Source organism: Cellulomonas sp. McL0606, assembly GCF_058248365.1.
This window is the reverse complement of sequence record NZ_CM177779.1, coordinates 4,010,914-4,030,875: the sequence shown is the minus strand read 5'-3', so window position 1 is coordinate 4,030,875 and position 19,962 is coordinate 4,010,914. Positions and strand designations below refer to the sequence as shown.

Here is a 19,962-nt window from a genome sequence, read left to right as displayed (position 1 = left end):
CTCACAGCAAGGACCGCCGAGGCGTCAGCACGTACCCCGCCTCGACGACCGCCTGGGCGACGGCGTCGTCGGCGAGCGGCGTGTCGGAGGTGACGGAGACGGTCGACGAGCCGCCGACGATCAGCTGGACCACCACGTCGTGCACGCCGGGCAGCGCCGAGAGCTCGGAGGTGACGGCGGAGACGCAGTGACCGCAGGTCATGCCGTCGACGCCGAAGGTTGTCGTGGTGCTCATGGTGGTGCTCCCTACCGGGGTGGCGGACGGGTCGTGCGGGTCTTAGGAACGGACGAGACGCGCGATGGCGTCGGAGGCCTCGCGGACCTTGGCGGCGCCCTCCTCCGGGGACTGCCGGGCGGCGTCGACGACGCAGTGCGCCAGGTGATCCTCGACCAGACCGATCGAGACGGCCTGCAGGGCCTTGGTCACGGCAGCGATCTGGGTGAGCACGTCGATGCAGTACACGTCCTCGTCGACCATCCGCGCGATGCCGCGGACCTGGCCTTCCACGCGTCGGAGGCGCTTGAGGTAGTCGTCCTTGGCGTCGGTGTAGCCGTGCACGGGGGTCTCCAGAGGGTGAAGGTTGCTCGTCCAGTGCAACCACAATACCCCTAGGGGGTATTCCTCCGGTCCGGAACCGGCACAATCATCGGCATGCGGGTCTCAGCGAAGGCGGACTATGCCGTGCGTGCGTGCGCCGAGCTGGCGGCGTCCCCGCACGGCTCCCCGGTCCGCGCCGACGACCTGGCCGCCGGGCAGCAGCTGCCGGTGCCGTTCCTCGAGCGGATCCTGGGCGACCTGCGGCGCGGCGACGTGGTGACCTCGGTCCGCGGACGCTCCGGCGGCTACCGGCTGGCCCGCCCGGCCGACGAGATCACGCTCGCCGACATCATCCGCGCCGTCGACGGCCCGCTGGTCACGGTCCGCGACGAGCGCCCCACCGCCCTCGAGTACGCCGGCTCGGCGCAGGCCCTGCTCGAGGTGTGGGTCGCACTGCGCGTGAGCGTCCGCGACGTCCTGGACCGCGTCACGCTCGCCGGCCTGGTCTCGGGCGAGCTCCGCCCGCGGTCCACGACCTCGCCGCCCGCCACGACGCCTGGCTCAACCCGTAGCCGCTCACCGACCGCAACGCGGGGCCGAGCGAGCACGCCGCGACCAAGGCCGTTGGCCTCGTCGCGAGCGTTACGGCTTGGTGGCCGTTGCGGCGGCGTGGGCGGCGGCCGGCAGGGCGCTGACGATGCGGTCGAGCGCGGAGTCGTCGTGGGCGGCGGAGACGAACCAGGCCTCGAACGGGGACGGCGGCGCGTAGACGCCCGCCTCCAGCAGCGAGTGGAAGAACGGCGCGTACCGCCACGACTCGGTGGCCAGCACGGCGGTGTAGTCGCGGGCACCCTGACGGGCGGCGTCGGCGCCGAAGAACGTGCTGAACAGGTTCCCGGCCCACTGGATCGTGTGGGGCAGGCCCTCGCGGACGAGCGCGGCGTTGAGCTCGGTGCGCAGCTTCACGGCGACGGCGTCGACCTGCTCGTACACGCCGCTGTCGGCCAGGCGCAGGGTGGCCAGGCCGGCGGCCGTGGCCACCGGGTTCCCGGACAGGGTGCCCGCCTGGTAGACGGGCCCGACGGGCGCCAGCTGGGCCATGACGTCGCGCCGACCACCGACCGCGGCGACGGGCAGGCCGCCGCCGATGACCTTGCCGAACGTGTAGAGGTCCGCGGACCAGCCCTCGCGCAGACCCTCGAGCCCCCACCAGCCGGAGTACCCGACGCGGAAGCCGGTGAGCACCTCGTCCTGGATGAGCAGCGCGCCGTGGGAGTGGGTCAGCCGGCGCAACGCCGCGTTGAACCCGGGCATCGGCGGGACGACACCCATGTTGGCCGGCGACGCCTCCGTGATGACGGCGGCGATCCGAGAGCCGTGCTCGGCGAACGCCGCCTCGACCACGGCCACGTCGTTGTACGGCAGGACGATCGTCTCGGCGGCGACCGCCGCGGAGACGCCGGCGGAGTCGGGCAGACCGAGGGTCGCGACGCCGGAACCGGCGGCGGCCAGCAGCGCGTCGACGTGCCCGTGGTAGTGGCCGGCGAACTTGACCACCAGGTCGCGACCTGTGAACGCGCGGGCCAGCCGCAGCGCGGTCATGGTCGCCTCGGTGCCCGTGGACACCAGACGGATCTTCTCGGCCGGAGGCACCCGGAACCGGATCTCGTCGACGAGCTCGACCTCGGTGACCGTGGGTGCACCGAACGAGAGGCCGCGACCGGCGGCCTCGCGGACCGCCTCGACCACTGCCGGGTGCGCGTGCCCGAGGAGCGCGGGCCCCCAAGAGCCGACGAGGTCGACGTACTCGTTGCCGTCGACGTCCGTGACATAGGCGCCGTGGGCGGACGCGAGGAACCGCGGGGTGCCGCCGACGTTGCCGAACGCCCGCACGGGCGAGTTCACCCCGCCGGGGATCACGGCCTGCGCGCGCTCGAAGGCGGCAGCGCTCGTCGTCAGGTCCGAGGTGGTGGCGTGGGCAGACATCAGATCTCCTCTGCCAGCCATCCGGCCAGCTCAGTCGCAGAGTACGTAAGCACGTGATCGGCACCGGCGCGGCGGATGCTGAGCACAGACTCCAGGATCGCCCGTCTGCGCTCGATCCACCCCCGTTCGGCGGCCGCCTCGATCATCGCGTACTCCCCCGACACCTGGTAGGCCGCGACCGGGACGGTGCTCGTCGCGGCCACGTCGGCGAGGATGTCGAGGTAGGCCAGCGCGGGCTTGACCATGACGACGTCGGCCCCCTCGGCGATGTCGAGGGCCACCTCGCGCACGGCTTCGCGACGGTTCGCCGGGTCCATCTGGTACGTCCGGCGGTCCCCGTCCAGCTGGGACTCGACGGCGTCGCGGAAGGGTCCGTAGAACGCGGAGGCGTACTTGGCCGCGTACGCCAGCACGGCGACGTCGTCGCGACCCGCGGCGTCGAGCGCGTCCCGGACGTGGCCCACCTGGCCGTCCATCATCCCGGACAGGCCGACCAGGTGAGCGCCCGCCGCGGCCTGCGCCAGGGCCATCTCGGCGTACCGGACCAGGGTCGCGTCGTTGTCGACCAGACCCGAAACGGTCAGCACGCCGCAGTGCCCATGGTCGGTGAACTCGTCCAGGCACAGGTCCGCCTGCACGACGAGCGCGTCGCCCACCTCGGCGACGGTGTCCGCGATGGCGAGGTTGAGGATCCCGGACGGGTCGGTGGCCTGGGAGCCGACCGCGTCCCTGATCGTCGGGATCGCGAAGAGCATCACGCCGCCCAGACCCGCGCCGGCGGCCTCGGCGACCGCCTTGCGCAGCGAGTCGCGCGAGTGCTGGACCACGCCGGGCATCGACGCGATCGGGTGCGGCTCGGTCAGCCCCTCCTTGACGAACACCGGGAGCACGAGCTGGGAGGCGTGCAGGTGCGTCTCGGCAGTCAGTCGGCGCATGGCCGCCGTCGCTCGCAGCCGACGGGGGCGGATGCGTCGGTTCACGGGACCTCCTCGGGGCTGGGGATCTGTTCGGGCATCGCGGTGTTCGCCGCCCTGGCCAGTGCGTCGACCAGCCCGGTCATGGTCTGCTCGGTGGCCACGCCCGCCAGCGGGAGACCCAGGCGCGCGGCCTCGGCGGCGGTGGTCGGGCCGATGCCGACCAGGAGCGTGCTCGTCGGCGGCGGCCCGAGGGGTGTCGAGCTCCCGGACGGTGCTCGCGGAGGTGAGCAGCGCGCCGCGGATCGTGCCGTCGACCCACGCCTCGCGGACCTCGGCGCTCGGCGCCTCGGCGGAGACCGTGCGGTAGGCGACGACGTCGTCGACCTGCCAGCCGCGGGCGCGCAGACCGTCGGCGAGCGTGGGGGCGGCCAGGTCGCCGCGGGGGAACAGGATGCGCCCCGTGCCGCCCGGGGCCGGGAACTGCGCGACGAGCGCGCGGGCGGTCGACTCGCTGAGCGGGACGAGGTCGACGCGGACGTCGGCGTCGCGCAGCGCGCGAGCGGTGCCCGGCCCGACGGCCGCGACCTTGGCGCCCTGGGCCTGCAGCCCGTGCTCGACCAGGATCGGGACGGCGGCGGCGCTGGAGACCACCAACCACTCGTACCAGCCGGCCTCGAGGGCGAGCAGGGCGTCGGCCAGCGGCGTCGGGTCCTCGGGGGGCACGGTCTCGATCAGGGGGACGACCACGGCCTCGGCCCCGGCGGCCGCGAGCGCGACGACGGCCGGGCTGCGCCCCGCGGTGGGTCGGGGGACCAGCACGCGCCAACCGGTGAGCGGCAGGGCGGTCATCGCAGGTCCGCCAGCTCGGCGGCACCGTGCGCCAGGAGCGTCGGCGAGCGAGGCGCCGAGGCGCCGGGCATCGTCGGGCGTGCTCGCCTCGATCGTCGACCCGAGCCTCAGGGTGGCGGAGCCGTCCGGTCGGGCGACGACGGCGTCGAGGCGCAGGCTCGTGCCGGTGAGCGCCGCCCAGGCGCCGATCGGCGCCGCGCAGCCGGCCTCCAGCCGCTCGAGGAGCGCACGCTCGGCGGTGACCGCCAGGCGGGTCGGTCGGTGGTCGAGCGCGCGCAGGGCGTCGGCCAGGGGTCCGGCCGTGTCCGACCGGACCTCGATGGCCAGCGCGCCCTGGCCCGGGGCCGGCGCCATGACGTCCGGCCCGAACGCCTCGGTCACGGCGTCCAGGCGCCCCAGCCGGGCCAGGCCGGCGCGCGCCAGGATGACGGCGTCGAGGTCGTCGGTGATGCGCCTCAGCCGGGTGTCGACGTTCCCGCGGATGTCGACCACGTCCAGGTCCGGGCGCACGGCGAGCAGCTGGGCGCGCCGCCGCGGCGACCCCGTGCCGATGCGGGCGCCGGGTGCGAGGTCGGCGAGCTTGCGGCCGTCGCGCGCGCAGAGGGCGTCCGCGGGGTCCTCACGCACCGGGATGGCTCCGATGACCAGGCCCGGCGCGTCGCCGGTCGGCAGGTCCTTGAGGGAGTGCACGGCCACGTCGCAGCGGCCGTCGAGGAGCGCGTCGCGCAGCGCGGTGACGAAGACCCCGGTGCCTCCGAGGCTGGACAGCGAGCCCGTCAGGCGGTCGCCGTCGGTGCGGACGTGGACGGTCTCGAGGGTCAGGTCGCCCAGCCGCGCAAGGGCGTCGGCGACGTGACCGGTCTGGGTCACCGCCAGCGCGCTGGCGCGGGTCCCGACGATCACGTGCACAGCCATGCGGACCAGTCTCCCCCTCCGCGGAGGCGATGTCGAAGCGCCCCGTCGGCCGAGGAAACCCGTGGTGACAGATTGTCAGATCATTGCGCCGAAAATGTGACCCGCGACATTCTTGGAGCGGTTGCCGACGCGTTGTCAGAAAATGCGGCAGGAATACGTGACCAACACCACGTCGTGCTACCGCACAGAACGCGCCGCGGCGCTCGCGTCGGGCACCACGGACGCGAGCCCGTTGCCCGCGACCCAGGCGCCGCAGACGGCTACCCCGGGCAGCTCCGCGACCGCCGACCGGACCGCGGCGACGACCGCGCGGTGCGCCTCGCTCGGACGCGGGAGCGCCTGCGTCCAGCGCACGACTGCGTGCCCGCACAGCTGGTCCGCGTCGAGCGGGACGCCGAGCAACCGGGACGCGTCGCGCAGGACCTGGCCGAGGTCCGGCGCGTCGGTGCGGGATCCGGCCCGCCCGTAGGAGAGGCGCACGACGTGCGTCCCGGGGCCGGCCGCGCGGGCCAGCCACCCCCACTTGGCCGTGGCGTGCGTGAGGGCCTTGGCGACGACATCGGTGGCCTCCGGCGAGACCAGCACACCGGTCCCACGCGGCGCGTGGTCGAGCGCGGGAGCCGCCAGGACGAGGGTGACGAGGACGACGTCGGCGCCCGGGTCCGGTGCGCCGGTCGCCAGGCCGAGCAGCGCGGGTGCGCGGGGTGTGGCGAGGACGAGCCGCGGCGCCGTCTCACCGGCGACCGACCAGCCGTCACCGGACGCCTCGACCGACGTCACGCCCACGCCCGTGCGGACCGACGAACCACGGGCCCGCAGGTCGGCGACCAGCGCGTCGACGAGCGTGTGGATGCCGCCGTCCAGACCCTGCACCGCCGACCCCGCAGGCACCGACGCGCGCATCGAGCGGACGGCCCGCGCCAACGACCCGCGGTTCCGTGCCGCCGACAGCCCGGGCGCGACGGCGTCGACGGACAGGTCGTCCGGGTCGGCCGCGTGCACGCCGCCGACGATCGGCCGGACGAGGCGGTCGAGCACGCGCGCGCCCATCCGGCGGCGGACCAGCGCGCCCAGGGTGGCCGGGTCGGCCGACCGCGGCAGGACCAGGTCGAGGGAGGCGCGCAGCGCGCCCACGACGCCGATCGTCCGCCGCGCGGACCACGGGTGCGCGGGGATGCCGAGCAGCCCGGTGCGCGGCAGCGGCCCGTCCCCCGAGGCCAGGTGCACCCACGAGCCGAGGGGTTCGGGCCCCACCACGAGCAGCCCCAGCTCGTCGGCGAGCACGGCGACGACGCCGCCCCGGGTGGCGAACGACTCCGCACCGGCGTCCAGTCGCAGACCGGCCACGGTGTGGCCGCGGACCGCTCCGCCGGGCTCGTCGCGTTCCTCCAGGACGAGGGTGCGCAGGCCGTCGACGGTCAGCGTGCGGGCGGCGACCAGGCCGGCGACACCGCCGCCGACGACGATCGCGTCCCAGCGCACCTCAGAGCCCGTGGACCAGCTCGACCACGCGGGTCAGCACGGCCGGGTCGGTGTCCGGCGGGACCCCGTGGCCGAGGTTCACCACGTGCGCCGGGGCGCTCCGGCCACGGGCGACGACGTCGCGGACGTGGGCCTCGAGGACGGGCCACGGCGCGCCCAGCAGGGCCGGGTCGATGTTGCCCTGCAGGGGCGTCGTGCCGCCCAGGCGGCGGTTCGCCTCGTCGAGGTGCAGGCGGTAGTCGACGCCGATGACGTCCGCACCGACGTCACGCATCGCGACGAGCAGCTCGCCGGTCCCGGTGCCGAAGTGGACCTTCTTCACGCCCAGGTCGGCGACGCTCTCGAGCGCGCGCGCCGAGGCCGGGGCCACGTGCGCCGTGTAGTCCGACAGGCCGAGCGAGCCCGCCCACGAGTCGAACAGCTGCGCGGCGCTGGCCCCGGCGAGCACCTGGGCCCGCAGGAACGCGCCCGTGACGTCGGCCGCCCAGTCAGTCAGCTCGGCCCACGTGACCGGGTCGGAGTGCATGAGCGTGCGAGCGGCCAGGTGGTCGCGCGACGGACCGCCCTCGACGAGGTAGGCGGCGAGCGTGAACGGCGCGCCGGCGAACCCGATCAGCGGGGTCTGGCCCAGGGCCTCGACCGTGAGCGCGACGCCCTCGGAGACCGGGTCCAGCGCGACGAGCGGCCCGAGGTCCCGGAGGCGGGCCACGTCGGCCGAGGTGCGCACGGGCGAGCCCATGACCGGCCCGACGCCCGGCTTGATCTCCACGTCGACACCCGCGAGCTTGAGCGGCACGACGATGTCGGAGAAGAAGATCGCGGCGTCGACACCGTGCCGCCGGACGGGCTGCAGGGTGATCTCGCTGGCCAGCGACGGCGTCAGGCACGCGTCGAGCATCGCCGTCGTGCCGCGCGCCGCCCGGTACTCCGGGAGCGAGCGGCCGGCCTGCCGCATGAACCACACGGGGAGCCGGTCGGGGCGGTCGCCGGAATATGCGCGAACCAACGAAGAATGCGTCGTTCGACCGTCGACCAGCGGGTGCGAGGAAGGAAGGTTCACAGGTGCGATTGTGCCGGACAAATGAACAGATGATTGAATCGGGCACGTGGTGCTGCTGTCCCTCGCCGCAAGTCACCACGACCTCGACCTCGATGTGCTGGAACGTCTCTCGTCGGACGTCCAGGCCGTCGCCTCCGAGCTCGTGCACTCCGCCGCGTCCGTGTCCGGTGCCGTCGTCCTGGCGACGTGCAACCGGTTCGAGCTGTACCTCGAGATCGACGACGCCGAGCACGCCCCGACCGCCCGCACCGCGGCCGCTGCGACGGTCGCCGGCCGCTCCGGCTACACCGCCGACCAGGTGGCCGCCCACTTCCGCCTGCTGACCGGCACCGACGCCGCCGAGCACCTGTTCGCCGTGGCCAGCGGGCTCGACTCGATGGTCGTCGGCGAGCGAGAGATCGCCGGCCAGGTCCGCCGGGCGCTGACCACCGCACGACGCGACGGCACCACGACGAGCGGTCTCGAGTCGCTGTTCCAGGCTGCCTCGCGGGTGTCGCGGGACGTCGAGGCGCGCACGGGACTGGGTGCGACCGGGCGGTCCGTCGTCGGCGTCGCGCTCGACATCGCCGAGGCCCAGCTGCCCGACTGGTCGGCCGTGCGCTGCGTGCTCATCGGCACCGGCTCCTACGCCGGCGCGTCGCTGGCCCAGCTCAAGGCCCGCGGCTGCACCGACGTCCGGGTCTACTCGACCACCGGCCGGGCCCGTGCGTTCGCGAGCGCCCGCGGGGTGCACGCCCTGCCGCCGGGCGCCGACCTGGCTGCCGAGGTGTCCGACGTCGACCTCGTCGTCGCCTGCAGCGGCGCGGCCGGAGCGGTCCTCGGGGTCGACGCCCTGGCGGTGGCGAGGAGTGCGGGCGCACGGCCGCTGACCGTGGTCGACCTTGCCCTGCGACACGACGTCGACCCCGGCGTCCGCGCCCTGCCCGGCGTCCGCCTGGTCAGCCTGCACACGGTGAGCGAGCACGCCCCCGCCGAGCACGCCGCCGTCCAGGCCGCGCACGCCGTGGTCGTCGGCGCGGCCGAGGCCTACGAGGCCGAGCGGCGCGTGCGCGACTGGAACCCGGCGGTCGTGGCCGAGCGCACCCGCGTGCTGGGCGGCCTGGAGAGCGGCTCGTGGACCTCTCCGACGAGCGCGCGGTCCGCGCCCTGCGCCGCCGCACCCGCGAGGTGCTCCACGGCCCCACGGTCCGCGCCCGCGAGGCCGCCCGGGCGGGTGACGCAACGACGTACGCGCAGGCGCTGGCCGAGCTGGCCTCCATCCCGGTCCCCACGCTCTGAACCCCCTCCTCCGAACGGGGGAGGCGGGGCAGCCCGAGGGGTTGATCCGCCGGGCGGGCGCTCTGCCTAGGCTGCGAGCATGACCAGCTCCGTCAGCGCGGCCGAGGCCCGGGTGACCCCGGTGCCCGAGGGGCTGCTGCACCCGGCGCTGCAGACGTGGTCGCGGGTGTGGCGCTACCTGCTGGCGGTCCTCGGCGGACTGGTGCCGTGGGTGGCCCAGGCGGTCCAGCAGGGCAGCTCGAAGCCGTCGGCGGCGGAGCAGCGCTCCATCGGGACATGGCTGGTGGCCGATCTGCTCGTCGGGGCGCTGGCTGTCGGTCTCCTGCCGTTGCGGCGCAAGCGACCGTTCGCGATCGCGCTCGTGATCATCTCGCTCAGCGCGGTCTCGACGGCTGCCGTCGGGGCGTCGATCCTGGCGGTCGTCTCGATGGCGACGTGGCGCCGTCGGAACTGGGTGATCGTCACGGCCCTCGTGTGGGTGGCCTCGGGCATCGCCTCGACGGTCCTCGCCGATGTCCGGGGTGTCGTGCCCCCGGGTGGCAGCTGGTACGAGCTGGTGCTGAACCAGCTGTTCAGCCTCCTGATCTTCGGGCTGGCGATCGTCACCGGCTTCTACGTCCGGGCTCGCCGCGAGCTTGTCGCGTCCCTGCACGAGCGGGTGGCGCACGCGGAGCGGGAGCAGGTGCTGACGACGGAGGCCGCGCGGGACGCGGAGCGCACGCGGATCGCCCGGGAGATGCACGACGTGCTGGCGCACCGGATCTCGCTGGTCGCGATGCACGCCGGCGCGCTCGCCTACCGCGAGGACCTCGACCGGGAGCAGACGAGAGAGACGGCGGCGACGATCCAGGCGAACGCTCAGCTGGCCCTCTCCGAGCTGCGGCAGGTGCTCGGCGTGCTGCGGGCCGGGCGGGCGACCGACGGGGTCGAGGCGCCGCAGCCGACCCTGGCCGAGCTGCCGGCGCTGCTGGCCGACGCGCGCGAGGCGGGTTCGTCGGTCGAGCTGGACGTGGTCGGCATGCGCGAGTGCGACCTGGCGAAGATCCCGGTCACGCTGTCGCGGACGTCGTTCCGGATCGTCCAGGAGGCGCTCACCAACGCGCGCAAGCACGCGGTCGGCGCGTCGGTCGCGGTACGGCTGGCCGGTGAGCCGGGCGGGTTCCTCGAGCTCGAGGTGCGCAACCGGATGGGTGTAGCCGTCGGCGCGGTGTCGTCGGCCGGCGTGGGACTGACGGGCATGACCGAGAGGGCCGAGCTGGCCGGCGGCGCGCTGACGTACGGAGGGCAACCGGATGGGTCGTTCCTGGTGAGGGCGAGGCTGCCGTGGCCGGCGTGACCCCGACCATCCGGGTGGTGCTCGTCGACGACGACCACCTCGTGCTGGCCGGCCTGCGGATGATCCTGGGCGGCGCGCCCGACATCGACATCGTCGGGGAGGCATCGGACGGCGCCGCGGGCGTCGCTCTGGTCGAGCGGGAGGCGCCCGACGTCGTCCTCATGGACATCCGGATGCCGCGGATGGACGGCCTGCAGGCCACCCGCGCGCTGCGTTCGTCGGCCACCCGGGTCATCGTGCTCACCACGTTCGACACCGACGAGATGGTGCTCACGGCCCTGCAGAACGGCGCGTCCGGTTTCCTGCTCAAGGACACGGCGCCCGCCGAGCTGGTCGAGGCGGTCCGCCGCGTCGCCGCGGGGGACCCGATGCTCTCGCCCAGCGTCACGTCCCAGCTCATCGCCGCGGTGACCAAGCCGCAGGACGACGATCGCCGACGAGCTGCGCGCGCGGCCCTCGCGCGCCTGACCGACCGGGAGCGCGAGGTGGCGGTGGCGGTCAGCGAGGGCAGCACGAACTCGGAGATCGCCCGCGACCTGTTCATGGGCGTGGCCACGGTCAAGACGCACATCGGCAGCCTGTTCACCAAGCTGGGCGTCACCAACCGCGTCCAGGTGGCCCGCGTCGTCCACGACGCCGACGCGACGTAGAGATCCGGACAGGGAGCGTGCCGGGCCAGAACGGGGGGAGGGTCTGGCCCGGCACGCGCCCGTCGGAGCCTCGACATCGTCGTCGGGACCCCAGATCAGGGTGTTGTCACTCAGCTGCTGCGGACCACCTGCTGCTGCGCCGCAGGCCCAGGTGCCCAGGTGTGCGGCACGACTTGGTTGGTCTGGATGTCCGTCAGCTCCGCAGCGTAGACGATCCCTTCGTACACGCCCGCCTCGACGCGGTTGAGCTGCAGACGTTCGGCGCGCTCGATGTCGTCGCCCAGATGCGAGATCCGGGCCACGACGTAGCGCTGCGCGTCCTGCCACTGGTCGACCACCCGGACGTGCAGGCCGTTCCAGCGTGCGGTGAGGTCGAGCTTCAACAGCTCGCTGACCTCGTCGCGACCCACCCGGCGGAACCAGCGGCCCGACGCCGACTGGTGGAAGCCGGTCTCGGCGAGCGGCGGGTTGGCCAGCGCGAGGACGACCGTGTGGCCGTTGTCGACGACGTCGGCCTCGAGGTAGGCACCGTGCCACTTGGCCACCGGCCCGACGCAGCGCGACAGCGAGGCGAGCGAGGGCCGCGGTGCGCCCAGCTGCGTCACGGTCCAGCCGGCGCCGACGTCTCCGTAGCGGGCCAGGAGCGTGGACGTGCCGTTGTCGTAGACGCGGACGACGCTCGGCGCCCGGGGGGATCCGCGAGTGGCGCAGCCACCAGAGCGGAAGGATGTACCCGGGGACGTCGCGGTACTGGAGCTGGGGGCTTCTCGAAGCGCAGGACGTCGATGGACCGGTCGTACGGGCTGAACGGAGAGCCCTCGTAGCCGAGGCCGTGGACCTCGAACAGCTGAGCCGGGGTCGTCGCGAACGCGACGTCCTCAGCACGAACGACGTATCCCGCCAGTCGATCGTGACCCGCGGAGAGATGCGCGCGGGTGAGCGCTGGCGTGATCGCTTTCTGCATGAGCGTCACGATGGGCATCCTTGCCAGAGGGGGTGAGCTGGATGGATCGAGGGGACGAACCGGATGAATCAGACGGGTCGGTGCACGATTGTGCAGGCCCTACCGGGCACCTGTCCAGATGGCGACACAATTCCGGGTGACATAGCAGGTCAGAGCGCTGCTGGCGTCTCATGGGAGCGATCCCGAACGAGTGAAAACTTCTGCCAAAACACGGGCAAAAGGGGTCAGTCGGGCAGGTAGGTCCCGACGAGTGCCGCGGCGATCCCCGTGTACGAGGCCGGCGTCAGCTCCGACAGGCGTGCCGCGACGTCGTCGGGCAGCCCGAGCCCGCCGATGAACTCGCGCATGTCGTCGGCCGTCAGGCGCCGGCCGCGCGTCAGCTCCTTGAGCCGCTCGTACGGGTTCTCCATGCCGGTGACGCCCGCGACGGAGGCCGCCCGCATCGCCGACTGGACCGGCTCGCCGAGGACCTCCCAGTTCTCGTCGAGCTCGCGCGCCAGCAGGACCCGGTCGACCGACAGGGCGCGCAGCCCGCGGGACACGTTGTCGATGGCGAGCAGGGAGTGCCCGAACGCGGGCCCGATGTTGCGCTGCGTGGTGGAGTCGGTCAGGTCGCGCTGCAGCCGGCTGGTCACCAGCGTGCTGGCCAAGGTGTCCAGGAGCGCCGACGAGAGCTCGAGGTTGGCCTCGCCGTTCTCGAACCGGATCGGGTTGACCTTGTGCGGCATGGTCGAGCTCCCCGTGGCGCCGGCCACCGGGATCTGGATGAAGACGCCGCGGGAGATGTAGGTCCACACGTCCGTCGCCAGGTTGTGCAGCACCCGGTTGAACCGCGCGACGTCCGCGTACAGCTCGGCCTGCCAGTCGTGCGACTCGATCTGCGTGGTCAGCGGGTTCCAGACGAGGCCGAGGTGCTCGACGAACGTCCGGCTCACGGTCGGCCAGTCGGCGTCCGGGACCGCGACGACGTGCGCACCGAACGTGCCGGTCGCACCGTTGAGCTTGCCCAGGTACTCGTCGTTCGCGATGCGCCTCAGCTGCCTGTCGAGCCGGTGCGCGAGGACTGCGAGCTCCTTGCCGAGCGTGGTAGGCGTGGCCGGCTGCCCGTGCGTGAGGGCGAGCATCGGCTGCTCGGCCTCCTCCCGGGCGAGCGCCGCGACCTGGTCGGTGAGCGCCCGCGCGCTGGGCAGCCAGACCTGCGTCACCGCGCCACGGACCATCAGCGCGTAGGACAGGTTGTTGATGTCCTCGCTCGTGCAGGCGAAGTGCACGAGCTCACCGACGTCGTGCAACGCGGAACCTGCGGGCGCGTCGGCCAGGCGCTTCTTGAGGAAGTACTCGACCGCCTTGACGTCGTGCACGGTCACCCGCTCGATCTCGGCCAGCTCGGCGACCTCGTCGGGCCCGAAGGTCGCGACGACGGCGCGCAGGTAGTCCCGGTCAGCGTCGGTGAGCGTCGGGGCGCCCGGCACCACGCGGTTCGTCGTCAGGTGGATCAGCCACTCGACCTCGACGTGCACGCGCTCGCGGTTCAGCGCCGCCTCGCTCAGGTGGTCGACGAGCGGTGCGACCGCGGCACGGTAGCGGCCGTCCAGCGGCCCGAGGGCGATGGCGGGTGTGACGTCGGCGAGGCGGACACGGGTCATGCCCTCATCATCCCAGGGTGGAGTTCCCTCCGTCGGCACCGTCCGCGGCCGGCGTCGCCCGCCGGTGCGCGGGCGGGCGTTCGCGGGTCGGGCCCTCTCGCGACCTGCGGAGTCAGTAGCCTGTCCGGGATCCAGCCACCCGCCGGTCCGTGGAACAGGAGCCAGGTGACGCCCTCGCGAAGGCCCGGCCCGGTGCTCGTGGTCGGCGCGCTCGTGGGGGTCGCGGTCGTCATGGCGGCGCTGGCTGGGCCGTGGCAGCCCGGGCACCGGTTCGTGCCCGACGTGACGCCGCCGGTGATCACACCCCCCGTGCCGATCCAGAAGTCCCACCCGCTTCCACGGGCGCCGCGCGGGAGGTCATGCCGCTCAGCCAGGAGCGCTGGATCTTCTTCGTGATCCTCGCCGTGCTGGCCCTGGTGGCGGTCGTCGTCCTGGGTCTGGTGATCGGTCGGCTGGCACAGAAGCTGCGTGAGCGCCAGGCCGGTCGGGACGTCGACGCGGCCGACCCGGACATCGGCCTCGAGGGGGACGTGGTCGACGTCGCGACGACGGCGATGCGGGCCGGGGCGACGCAGGCGGCGCAGGTGCTGGAGCAGGAGGTGCCGCCGGGCGATGCCGTGATCGCGGCGTGGGTGGCGCTGGAGTCGTCGGCGGAGCGGTCCGGCATCCCCCGGGACCGTGCGCAGACGGCGACCGAGTTCACGCTCGAGGTGCTGGGCAGCACGCACGCCGACCCGCGCGCGGCACAGGAGCTGCTCGACCTCTACCTCGCCGCCCGGTACAGCGAGCACCGGCTGACGCAGGCCGACGTGGACCGGGCCAGGAGCAGTCTGGCGACGATCGCGCAGGGGCTGGAGACATGAGGGACTGGCGGCCCTACGTCGCGTTCGCGGCCGCCGTGGTGGTCGCGCTGCTCGCCGGCTTCTCGTACGTCACGGTCGCGCTCGTCGGTGTCGCAGCCGTCGCGGGCGTGCTCGTGCTCACGCGGCTCGAACCGCGGGCCGACCCGGAGTTCGACCGGCCGCGGTTCGACCGGCGGCACGGCGCGCGCGGTGAGGTGCAGGAGCTGGCGTGGGCGATGGTGGGACGCGACGGACGCGTCGGCGAACGCGCCCTGCGGCGCGTGCGCGAGGTTGCCCGGAGCCGGTTGGCGCGCCACGGGCTCGTCCTGGGTGAGGACGCCGACGCCCGCGCGATCCGGGACCTCGTCGGCGACCGGGCCTTCCGTACGCTCACTCGCACGGGGTCGCCGCACCCGAAGATGTCCGAGGTCAGACAGGCGATCGACGCGCTCGAACGGATCGGCACCACGAGGAAGAGCGGGGACACATGACCGAGACACTGACCGTCGCGCAGGTGGCCGAGCGGGGTGGCGCGATCCTCGACGAGGTCGCGACGCTCGTCGTCGGCATGCGCGACCCGTTGACCGCCGCGCTCGCGGCCGTCCTGGCGGGCGGGCACGTGCTCTTCGAGGACGTGCCCGGGCTGGGCAAGACGCTCGCCGCCCGCAGCCTGGCCACCGCCCTGGGCCTGACGTTCCGGCGCGTGCAGTGCACGCCCGACCTGCTGCCGTCGGACATCACGGGGTCGAGCGTGTTCGACCCGTCGACGTCGAGCTTCACCTTCCGGCCGGGTCCCGTGTTCGCCGGGCTCCTTCTTGCCGACGAGATCAACCGCACCGCCCCGAAGACGCAGTCGGCGCTGCTGGAGGCGATGGCCGAGCGGCAGGTGACGGTCGACGGGACCACCTACCCGCTGCCCGAGCCGTTCCACGTGGTCGCGACGTCCAACCCCGTCGAGTACGAGGGGACCTATCCGCTGCCGGAGGCCCAGCTCGACCGGTTCATGGTGCGGCTGGCGGTCGGGTACCCGGGTCGCGACGACGAGGTCGACGTGCTGTCACGCAGGCTCGCGCGCCGCACCGAGGTGGGGTCGGTGCGCAGGATCGTCGACTCCGAGACCCTGCTCGCCATGCAGGCGGGCGTCGAGGCGGTCAGCGTCGAGGGCGACATCCTGCGGTACTGCGTCGACCTCGCGTCGGCCACCCGCGCGCACGACTCGGTCGAGGTCGGTGCGTCGCCGCGCGGGTCGCAGGCGCTCGTGCTCGTCGCGCGGTCGCTCGCGGTGCTCCACGGGCGGGACTTCGTGACGCCCGAGGACGTCAAGGCGGTCGCCGTGCCGGCCCTCGCGCACCGGCTGTCGCTGACCCCGCAGGCGTGGGCGACCGGCGCCGCGCCCTCGGGGGTGGTGACCGACGTGCTCGCGCGCGTGGCCGGTCCGACGACGACGCGGCGCACGGTCTGACCGTGGACTGGAGCCGCTCCCGGACGACGCTGGTCGGGGTCGTCGTCGGCCTCGGTCTCGTCGTCGTGGGCGCGTTCGCCGGGCGTCCCGACGTGGCCGTGCTCGGGGTGGCGCCGGTGGTGGCGGGCTTCTGGGACTGGCGACGCAGGCCGTCCACCGATCCGGCGGTGCACGTCGAGTCGTCGACCCAGATCCCGGTCCCCGGGACGCTGCGGGTGGAGGCGGTCGTCACCTCACCGGGTCCGATCGCTCTGGTCGGGGTCCGACGAGGGCTGCGCGACGTGGCCGAGGTCCTCGTGGCCGTCGACGGGTCCCGCCGTCTGCCGGTCACGGTGCACACCGTCCGGACCGGACCCCAGGAGGTCGCGGTCGTCGATGCGCAGGGCGTCGGACCGGGCGCGGCGAGCGTGTCCGAGCCGTCGGAGCCCTCGTCGCGGACCGCGCTCGTCCTGCCCGCCCCGCGACCGCTCGGCGACCTGCCGCTGCCGCCCCGGCTGCGCGGGCTGACCGGAGCGCACGAGTCCCGCCGACCGGGCGAGGGCGGCGGCCTGCGCGACGTGCACCCGTACGCGCCCGGTGACCGGCTGCGGCGCATCGACTGGCGCGTCACCGCCCGCCGCGCGCCCGACCTGCACGAGCTCTACGTGCGCCGCGAGCACGCGCTCGCGGAGGCGGTGGTGGTGCTCGTCGTCGACTCTCGCGACGAGGTGGGTCCCGACCCCATGACGTGGCGCGGCTCCACCGCACCGCGGCCGCAGGACCCGACGTCGTTGGACCTCGCCCGGCAGGCGGCGGCGTCGGTGGCCTCCGGGTTCCTCGGTCAGGGGGACCGCGTCGGGCTCGACGACCTGGGCATGGTCCGCCGGCCGCTGCCGCCCGGCGGCGGCCGCCGACAGCTGTCCCGCATCCGGCACGCCCTCGCGCTCACGCACCCCGAGGGCGAGCCGCTGCGCCGGCTGCGTCCGCCCCGGATCCCGTCCGGCGCGCTCGTGTGGCTGTTCTCCACGTTCCTCGACGACGAGGCCGCCGTGGTCGCCACCACGTGGCGTCGCGCGGGGCACCGGGTGGTGGCCGTCGACGTCCTGCCGACGCTCCGTGACGTGCACCTGGCCGAGCGTGAGCGCCTCGCGCTGCGCCTGCTCCGGATCGCCCGCGAGGACCGGCTCGCGGGCCTGGCGGACCAGGACGTCGAGCTGGTCGCGTGGCGGGACGCGCCGTCGGTCGCCCTCGCCGGGCTCGCGCGACGCACCCAGCGGCGGGCGGGGGCGTCGCGATGAGGATCCCGTTCGTGCCGGCGGACCGCTCGTCCCGCGAGGTCGTCGTACCCATCGGGCCGAGCGTGCCCGCTGCGGTCGTCCGGGTCGCGCTCGGCGTGCTCGGTCTCGCGACGCTCGTGGTCGCCTTCGCCGGACCCGGACCGGGCGCGCACGGACTGGTGGCGGCGGCGTTGTTCGCGGTGGTCGTCGCCGTCGTGCTGCGGCCGGAGGTCGGACTCGCGGGGCTCGTCGTCGCGATCGCGGGCGTGCGGGTGTTCGTGTTCGCCGCACCGTCGCTGCCGGCCGTGCTGGCGCTGGTCGTCCTGGTGCACCTCACGCTGTGGACGGCCGCGCTGGCGGCTCGCACCACCTGGCGCGCGTCGATCGAGTGGGCGGTGATCGGTCGGGGGCTGCGGGACGTCGCCGTCGTGCAGGTCTTCGCGCTGGCCCTGGCCACGGTGGCGATGGCCGTCGCGGGAGCCGCGTCGGGCGACGTGTGGCGCGCGCTCGCCGCCGTCTGCGCGATGGCGACGACCGTGCTCGTGCTGCCACGCGCGTCGACGGAGCCGTGAGCCGCCCCCAGCCCACTGTCCCGCCGCGTGCCGCATCCCGCCCGTCCGGGGACCACCCGTCCGCCTAGCGTCGATCCCGTGGACGACGACGCGGTGGGACCTTCGGTGCGGGCGGCGATCCTCGACGCCGACCACGCGCTCGATGCGCTCGTCCGCGCGCAGCAGGTGACCTGGTCGTCGGGAGCGGCGGCCCTCTACCGCTCGGCGCTCGCCGACGCCGCCCGGCTCGTCCGGCTGGCGCGGGCGCAGTCCGAGTCGGCCGCCGTCCTGGCGGCCGGTGTGGACCGCAGCTGATGGGCGACGGCGACTACCGGCTGGTGGGCGGCTCCGGGCCGACGACGGCGGACCTCGACGAGCTCGCGGCCGTCGACCGGGTGCTTCGGCGTGCGGCCGAGCAGCTCGACTCCGCGCGGTCCGCCCTGGACCGCGGGTCGGTCGCGTGCGCGCGGCGACCCCTCGGGGATCCCGCCGCCGTGTCGGCGCAGCGCGCGCTGATCGCGGCACGGAGGCTCCACGGGCACGCCGCCGACGACGTGCGGGACATCGCCCGTCGGCTGCGCCAGGTGGTGAGGGTGTACGACGGCGCCGAGTCGGTGTCGACCGATGCCCTCCGGCACGTGATCGTGGTCTGCGCGAACGAGCTGGGCGAGAACCCGCTCCTGCTGGCCGCGTCGGCCGTCAGCATCGTGCCCAAGGTCGGTCTGGTGCTGCCCGTGCTGGCGGAGACCGAGCTGCTCAGCCGTCTGCTGCACCGCGCCGGACCGCTGGAGTCCGTGGGCGAGCTGACCGCAGACGGCCGAGCCGAGCTCGTGATGCTGGCGGCGGCGTCGTTCCTACGGGCGGTCACGGCCGGCCACCAGCTGCCGACGCTCGGGGCGGTGCCCGCGACGGCCGCGATGCTCGCCGGGGCGTTGCCGCCCGCCGGTCCGACCGTCGTCGTCCCGCGTGACGACCCGACCCAGCTGCCCGCGCCGCGGGACACCGCCGACGTGTTCCGCAACGTGCTGGCGTCCTACGACACGGCGGGCACGGGGACGCCGCCGGGGCTCGTCTCGGTCCAGCAGCTACGCACCCCGACGGGACGCGTACGTGGGTCGTCGAGGTACCCGGTACGGAGGTCTGGGGCTTCAACCAGCACGACCCGCTGGACATGACCGGCAACCTGCGGCTGATGGCCGGCCTGCCGGACGACATGACCGATGCCGTCGTGGAGTCGATGCAGCGGGCGGGGATCCGACCGGACGAGCCGGTCATGCTCGCGGGGCACAGCCAGGGTGGGATGGTCGCGATGTCCGTGGCGGCCGCCGTCGGCAGCGCCTTCACGATCGCCGCGGTCGCCACGGCCGGGTCACCGGACATCCCCCACCAGCCTCCGCCGGGCGTCGCCGTGCGCAACTACCGGCACGACGAGGACCTGGTGCCGCAGACCGACGGCTCGCCCGACCGGTCGAACGCCGACGTCACGGTGCTGCGGGAGGACCTGCCGGGGGCGCCGGGCCCTGCCGCCGCTCACGAGCTCGACGGCTACATCGAGACCGCGTCCCTGCCGGTCCCCGACGACTCCTACAGCGCCGCTGTGTCGTCGGTGCTCGGGCCCCCGGGAACCACGGCCGTCACGGTCCAGTTCGAGGCGACACGAGACCCGGCGATCGTGCGGTCGGTCCCGGCGACGATCAGCCCGATGCCCTAGCCGTTGCTGCTGTAGTAGCTGGCCTGGACCTGCTGTCCCTGCCCGCGGGGTCCGGGGATCAGCACGGAGAGCACGAGGCTGACGATCGAGACGATGATCGCGGCCCAGCAGGCGGTGCCGAAGTTCGCGATCCGCAGGCCCCAGCCGGTCGCCTCCGTGATCCACGCGGTGAGCATGAGCATGAGCGCGTTCACGATGATGCTGAACAGGCCGAGCGTCAGGATGTACAGCGGGATCGACAGGAACGCGACGATCGGCTTGACGATGGCGTTGACGATGCCGAACACGAGCGCGACCAGCAGGATGATGCCCGCCTGCTGCCAGCCGGTGTCGGCACCGACGATCGACAGGCCGGGCAGAACCAGCTGGGCGAACCAGATGGCGACGCCGTTGATGAGGACGCGGAGCACGAAGGCCATGCGCCTGATCCTGCCATCGGTCGGCGCGTCTGTGCAGGTCGCCGCTGTCTCGGATTCGAGCTTCTCGGCGCCGACCCCCTGGTACGTCGTCGGGGAATGG

The 19,962-nt window shown here is 74.0% G+C and carries 20 protein-coding genes and 2 pseudogenes; 12 read left to right on the top strand and 10 right to left on the bottom strand.

Annotated elements, in window-relative coordinates; translation table 11 throughout:
* Position 1: 1 nt before the first annotated feature.
* Both AC38ZX_RS20660 and AC38ZX_RS20655 read right to left on the bottom strand, forming a co-directional pair.
* On the bottom strand, positions 2 to 235 hold the full coding sequence (locus AC38ZX_RS20660) for a heavy-metal-associated domain-containing protein (RefSeq protein WP_491295730.1): 234 nt from the start codon (positions 233 to 235) through the stop codon (positions 2 to 4).
* Positions 236 to 277: 42 nt separating this feature from the next.
* Complete coding sequence (locus AC38ZX_RS20655) at positions 278 to 559, bottom strand: metal-sensitive transcriptional regulator (protein WP_028045683.1); 282 nt, start codon at positions 557 to 559, stop codon at positions 278 to 280.
* 93 nt (positions 560 to 652) lie between these two features.
* On the opposite strand from AC38ZX_RS20655, the pseudogene AC38ZX_RS20650 reads away from it, so the two are divergent.
* Positions 653 to 1,110: pseudogene (locus tag AC38ZX_RS20650) on the top strand (RrF2 family transcriptional regulator).
* Positions 1,111 to 1,180: 70 nt separating this feature from the next.
* On the opposite strand, the gene hemL reads toward AC38ZX_RS20650, so the two are convergent.
* The 5 genes and pseudogenes from hemL to hemE form a co-directional block, all read right to left on the bottom strand.
* Positions 1,181 to 2,524, bottom strand: coding sequence for a glutamate-1-semialdehyde 2,1-aminomutase (gene hemL / locus AC38ZX_RS20645; RefSeq protein WP_426593642.1), 1,344 nt, complete (start codon positions 2,522 to 2,524; stop codon positions 1,181 to 1,183).
* Positions 2,524 to 3,459 carry a porphobilinogen synthase gene (gene hemB / locus AC38ZX_RS20640; RefSeq protein ID WP_491297511.1) on the bottom strand — a complete coding sequence of 312 codons (936 nt, stop codon included), beginning with the start codon at positions 3,457 to 3,459 and terminating at the stop codon, positions 2,524 to 2,526. The genes hemL and hemB overlap by 1 nt, the downstream gene beginning before the upstream one ends.
* Positions 3,460 to 3,711: 252 nt before the next feature.
* Positions 3,712 to 5,205 (bottom strand): annotated as a pseudogene (gene hemC / locus AC38ZX_RS20635) (hydroxymethylbilane synthase); the annotation flags it as partial.
* Between the two features lie 177 nt (positions 5,206 to 5,382).
* On the bottom strand, positions 5,383 to 6,687 hold the full coding sequence (locus AC38ZX_RS20630; RefSeq protein WP_491295729.1) for a protoporphyrinogen/coproporphyrinogen oxidase: 1,305 nt from the start codon (positions 6,685 to 6,687) through the stop codon (positions 5,383 to 5,385).
* Between the two features lies 1 nt (position 6,688).
* A complete protein-coding gene (hemE, locus tag AC38ZX_RS20625; protein ID WP_491295727.1) occupies positions 6,689 to 7,747 on the bottom strand; it encodes a uroporphyrinogen decarboxylase in 1,059 nt (352 codons plus the stop codon).
* 46 nt (positions 7,748 to 7,793) lie between these two features.
* On the opposite strand from hemE, the gene AC38ZX_RS20620 reads away from it, so the two are divergent.
* From AC38ZX_RS20620 to AC38ZX_RS20610, 3 genes are read left to right on the top strand one after another with little or no spacing between them, the layout of a single operon-like run.
* Positions 7,794 to 9,095: a glutamyl-tRNA reductase gene (locus AC38ZX_RS20620; protein ID WP_491295726.1), complete on the top strand. Its 1,302-nt coding sequence runs from the start codon at positions 7,794 to 7,796 to the stop codon at positions 9,093 to 9,095.
* Between the two features lie 9 nt (positions 9,096 to 9,104).
* Complete coding sequence (locus AC38ZX_RS20615; RefSeq protein WP_491295725.1) at positions 9,105 to 10,361, top strand: sensor histidine kinase; 1,257 nt, start codon at positions 9,105 to 9,107, stop codon at positions 10,359 to 10,361.
* Positions 10,358 to 11,011: a response regulator transcription factor gene (locus AC38ZX_RS20610; protein ID WP_426593634.1), complete on the top strand. Its 654-nt coding sequence runs from the start codon at positions 10,358 to 10,360 to the stop codon at positions 11,009 to 11,011. Before AC38ZX_RS20615 ends, AC38ZX_RS20610 begins: the two co-directional genes overlap by 4 nt.
* Positions 11,012 to 11,121: 110 nt before the next feature.
* Here AC38ZX_RS20610 and AC38ZX_RS20605 read toward each other — a convergent pair whose 3' ends face one another.
* Entirely contained in the window at positions 11,122 to 11,616 is a 495-nt protein-coding gene (locus AC38ZX_RS20605) for a UCP033725 family protein (RefSeq protein WP_491295724.1), read from the bottom strand.
* A 583-nt stretch (positions 11,617 to 12,199) separates the two neighbouring features.
* Entirely contained in the window at positions 12,200 to 13,621 is a 1,422-nt protein-coding gene (gene purB, locus AC38ZX_RS20600) for an adenylosuccinate lyase (protein ID WP_491295723.1), read from the bottom strand.
* A 359-nt stretch (positions 13,622 to 13,980) separates the two neighbouring features.
* Here purB and AC38ZX_RS20595 point away from each other — a divergent pair, with 359 nt between their 5' ends.
* The 8 genes from AC38ZX_RS20595 to AC38ZX_RS20560 all read left to right on the top strand — a co-directional run bounded on the left by AC38ZX_RS20595 (position 13,981) and on the right by AC38ZX_RS20560 (position 19,443).
* Positions 13,981 to 14,484: a DUF4129 domain-containing protein gene (locus tag AC38ZX_RS20595; protein ID WP_491295722.1), complete on the top strand. Its 504-nt coding sequence runs from the start codon at positions 13,981 to 13,983 to the stop codon at positions 14,482 to 14,484.
* On the top strand, positions 14,481 to 14,954 hold the full coding sequence (locus AC38ZX_RS20590; protein ID WP_426593631.1) for a hypothetical protein: 474 nt from the start codon (positions 14,481 to 14,483) through the stop codon (positions 14,952 to 14,954). The genes AC38ZX_RS20595 and AC38ZX_RS20590 overlap by 4 nt, the downstream gene beginning before the upstream one ends.
* Entirely contained in the window at positions 14,951 to 15,925 is a 975-nt protein-coding gene (locus tag AC38ZX_RS20585) for an AAA family ATPase (protein WP_426593630.1), read from the top strand. The genes AC38ZX_RS20590 and AC38ZX_RS20585 overlap by 4 nt, the downstream gene beginning before the upstream one ends.
* 2 nt (positions 15,926 to 15,927) lie before the next feature.
* Positions 15,928 to 17,202 carry a DUF58 domain-containing protein gene (locus tag AC38ZX_RS20580; protein WP_491295721.1) on the top strand — a complete coding sequence of 425 codons (1,275 nt, stop codon included), beginning with the start codon at positions 15,928 to 15,930 and terminating at the stop codon, positions 17,200 to 17,202.
* On the top strand, positions 17,199 to 17,753 hold the full coding sequence (locus AC38ZX_RS20575) for a hypothetical protein (protein WP_426593627.1): 555 nt from the start codon (positions 17,199 to 17,201) through the stop codon (positions 17,751 to 17,753). The genes AC38ZX_RS20580 and AC38ZX_RS20575 overlap by 4 nt, the downstream gene beginning before the upstream one ends.
* Positions 17,754 to 17,831: 78 nt before the next feature.
* A complete protein-coding gene (locus AC38ZX_RS20570; protein WP_426593626.1) occupies positions 17,832 to 18,047 on the top strand; it encodes a hypothetical protein in 216 nt (71 codons plus the stop codon).
* Positions 18,047 to 18,907, top strand: coding sequence for a hypothetical protein (locus tag AC38ZX_RS20565; protein WP_491295720.1), 861 nt, complete (start codon positions 18,047 to 18,049; stop codon positions 18,905 to 18,907). Before AC38ZX_RS20570 ends, AC38ZX_RS20565 begins: the two co-directional genes overlap by 1 nt.
* Complete coding sequence (locus AC38ZX_RS20560) at positions 18,904 to 19,443, top strand: hypothetical protein (RefSeq protein ID WP_491295719.1); 540 nt, start codon at positions 18,904 to 18,906, stop codon at positions 19,441 to 19,443. Before AC38ZX_RS20565 ends, AC38ZX_RS20560 begins: the two co-directional genes overlap by 4 nt.
* On the opposite strand, the gene AC38ZX_RS20555 is transcribed toward AC38ZX_RS20560, so the two are convergent.
* Positions 19,440 to 19,862 carry a phage holin family protein gene (locus AC38ZX_RS20555; RefSeq protein WP_426593624.1) on the bottom strand — a complete coding sequence of 141 codons (423 nt, stop codon included), beginning with the start codon at positions 19,860 to 19,862 and terminating at the stop codon, positions 19,440 to 19,442. The two genes, AC38ZX_RS20560 and AC38ZX_RS20555, sit on opposite strands and share 4 nt — an antisense overlap.
* Positions 19,863 to 19,962: the final 100 nt, after the last annotated feature.

Excerpts from the sequence above, each read along its gene's own strand:
- AC38ZX_RS20660 (WP_491295730.1), bottom strand. The coding sequence starts at position 235 with ATGAGCACCACGACAACCTTCGGCGTCGACGGCATGACCTGCGGTCAC.
- hemL (WP_426593642.1), bottom strand. The coding sequence starts at position 2,524 with ATGTCTGCCCACGCCACCACCTCGGACCTGACGACGAGCGCTGCCGCC.
- hemB (WP_491297511.1), bottom strand. The coding sequence starts at position 3,459 with ATGCGCCGACTGACTGCCGAGACGCACCTGCACGCCTCCCAGCTCGTG.
- AC38ZX_RS20615 (WP_491295725.1), top strand. The coding sequence starts at position 9,105 with ATGACCAGCTCCGTCAGCGCGGCCGAGGCCCGGGTGACCCCGGTGCCC.
- purB (WP_491295723.1), bottom strand. The coding sequence starts at position 13,621 with ATGACCCGTGTCCGCCTCGCCGACGTCACACCCGCCATCGCCCTCGGG.
- AC38ZX_RS20595 (WP_491295722.1), top strand. The coding sequence starts at position 13,981 with ATGCCGCTCAGCCAGGAGCGCTGGATCTTCTTCGTGATCCTCGCCGTG.
- AC38ZX_RS20590 (WP_426593631.1), top strand. The coding sequence starts at position 14,481 with ATGAGGGACTGGCGGCCCTACGTCGCGTTCGCGGCCGCCGTGGTGGTC.
- AC38ZX_RS20585 (WP_426593630.1), top strand. The coding sequence starts at position 14,951 with ATGACCGAGACACTGACCGTCGCGCAGGTGGCCGAGCGGGGTGGCGCG.
- AC38ZX_RS20575 (WP_426593627.1), top strand. The coding sequence starts at position 17,199 with ATGAGGATCCCGTTCGTGCCGGCGGACCGCTCGTCCCGCGAGGTCGTC.
- AC38ZX_RS20565 (WP_491295720.1), top strand. The coding sequence starts at position 18,047 with ATGGGCGACGGCGACTACCGGCTGGTGGGCGGCTCCGGGCCGACGACG.
- AC38ZX_RS20560 (WP_491295719.1), top strand. The coding sequence starts at position 18,904 with ATGACCGGCAACCTGCGGCTGATGGCCGGCCTGCCGGACGACATGACC.
- AC38ZX_RS20555 (WP_426593624.1), bottom strand. The coding sequence starts at position 19,862 with ATGGCCTTCGTGCTCCGCGTCCTCATCAACGGCGTCGCCATCTGGTTC.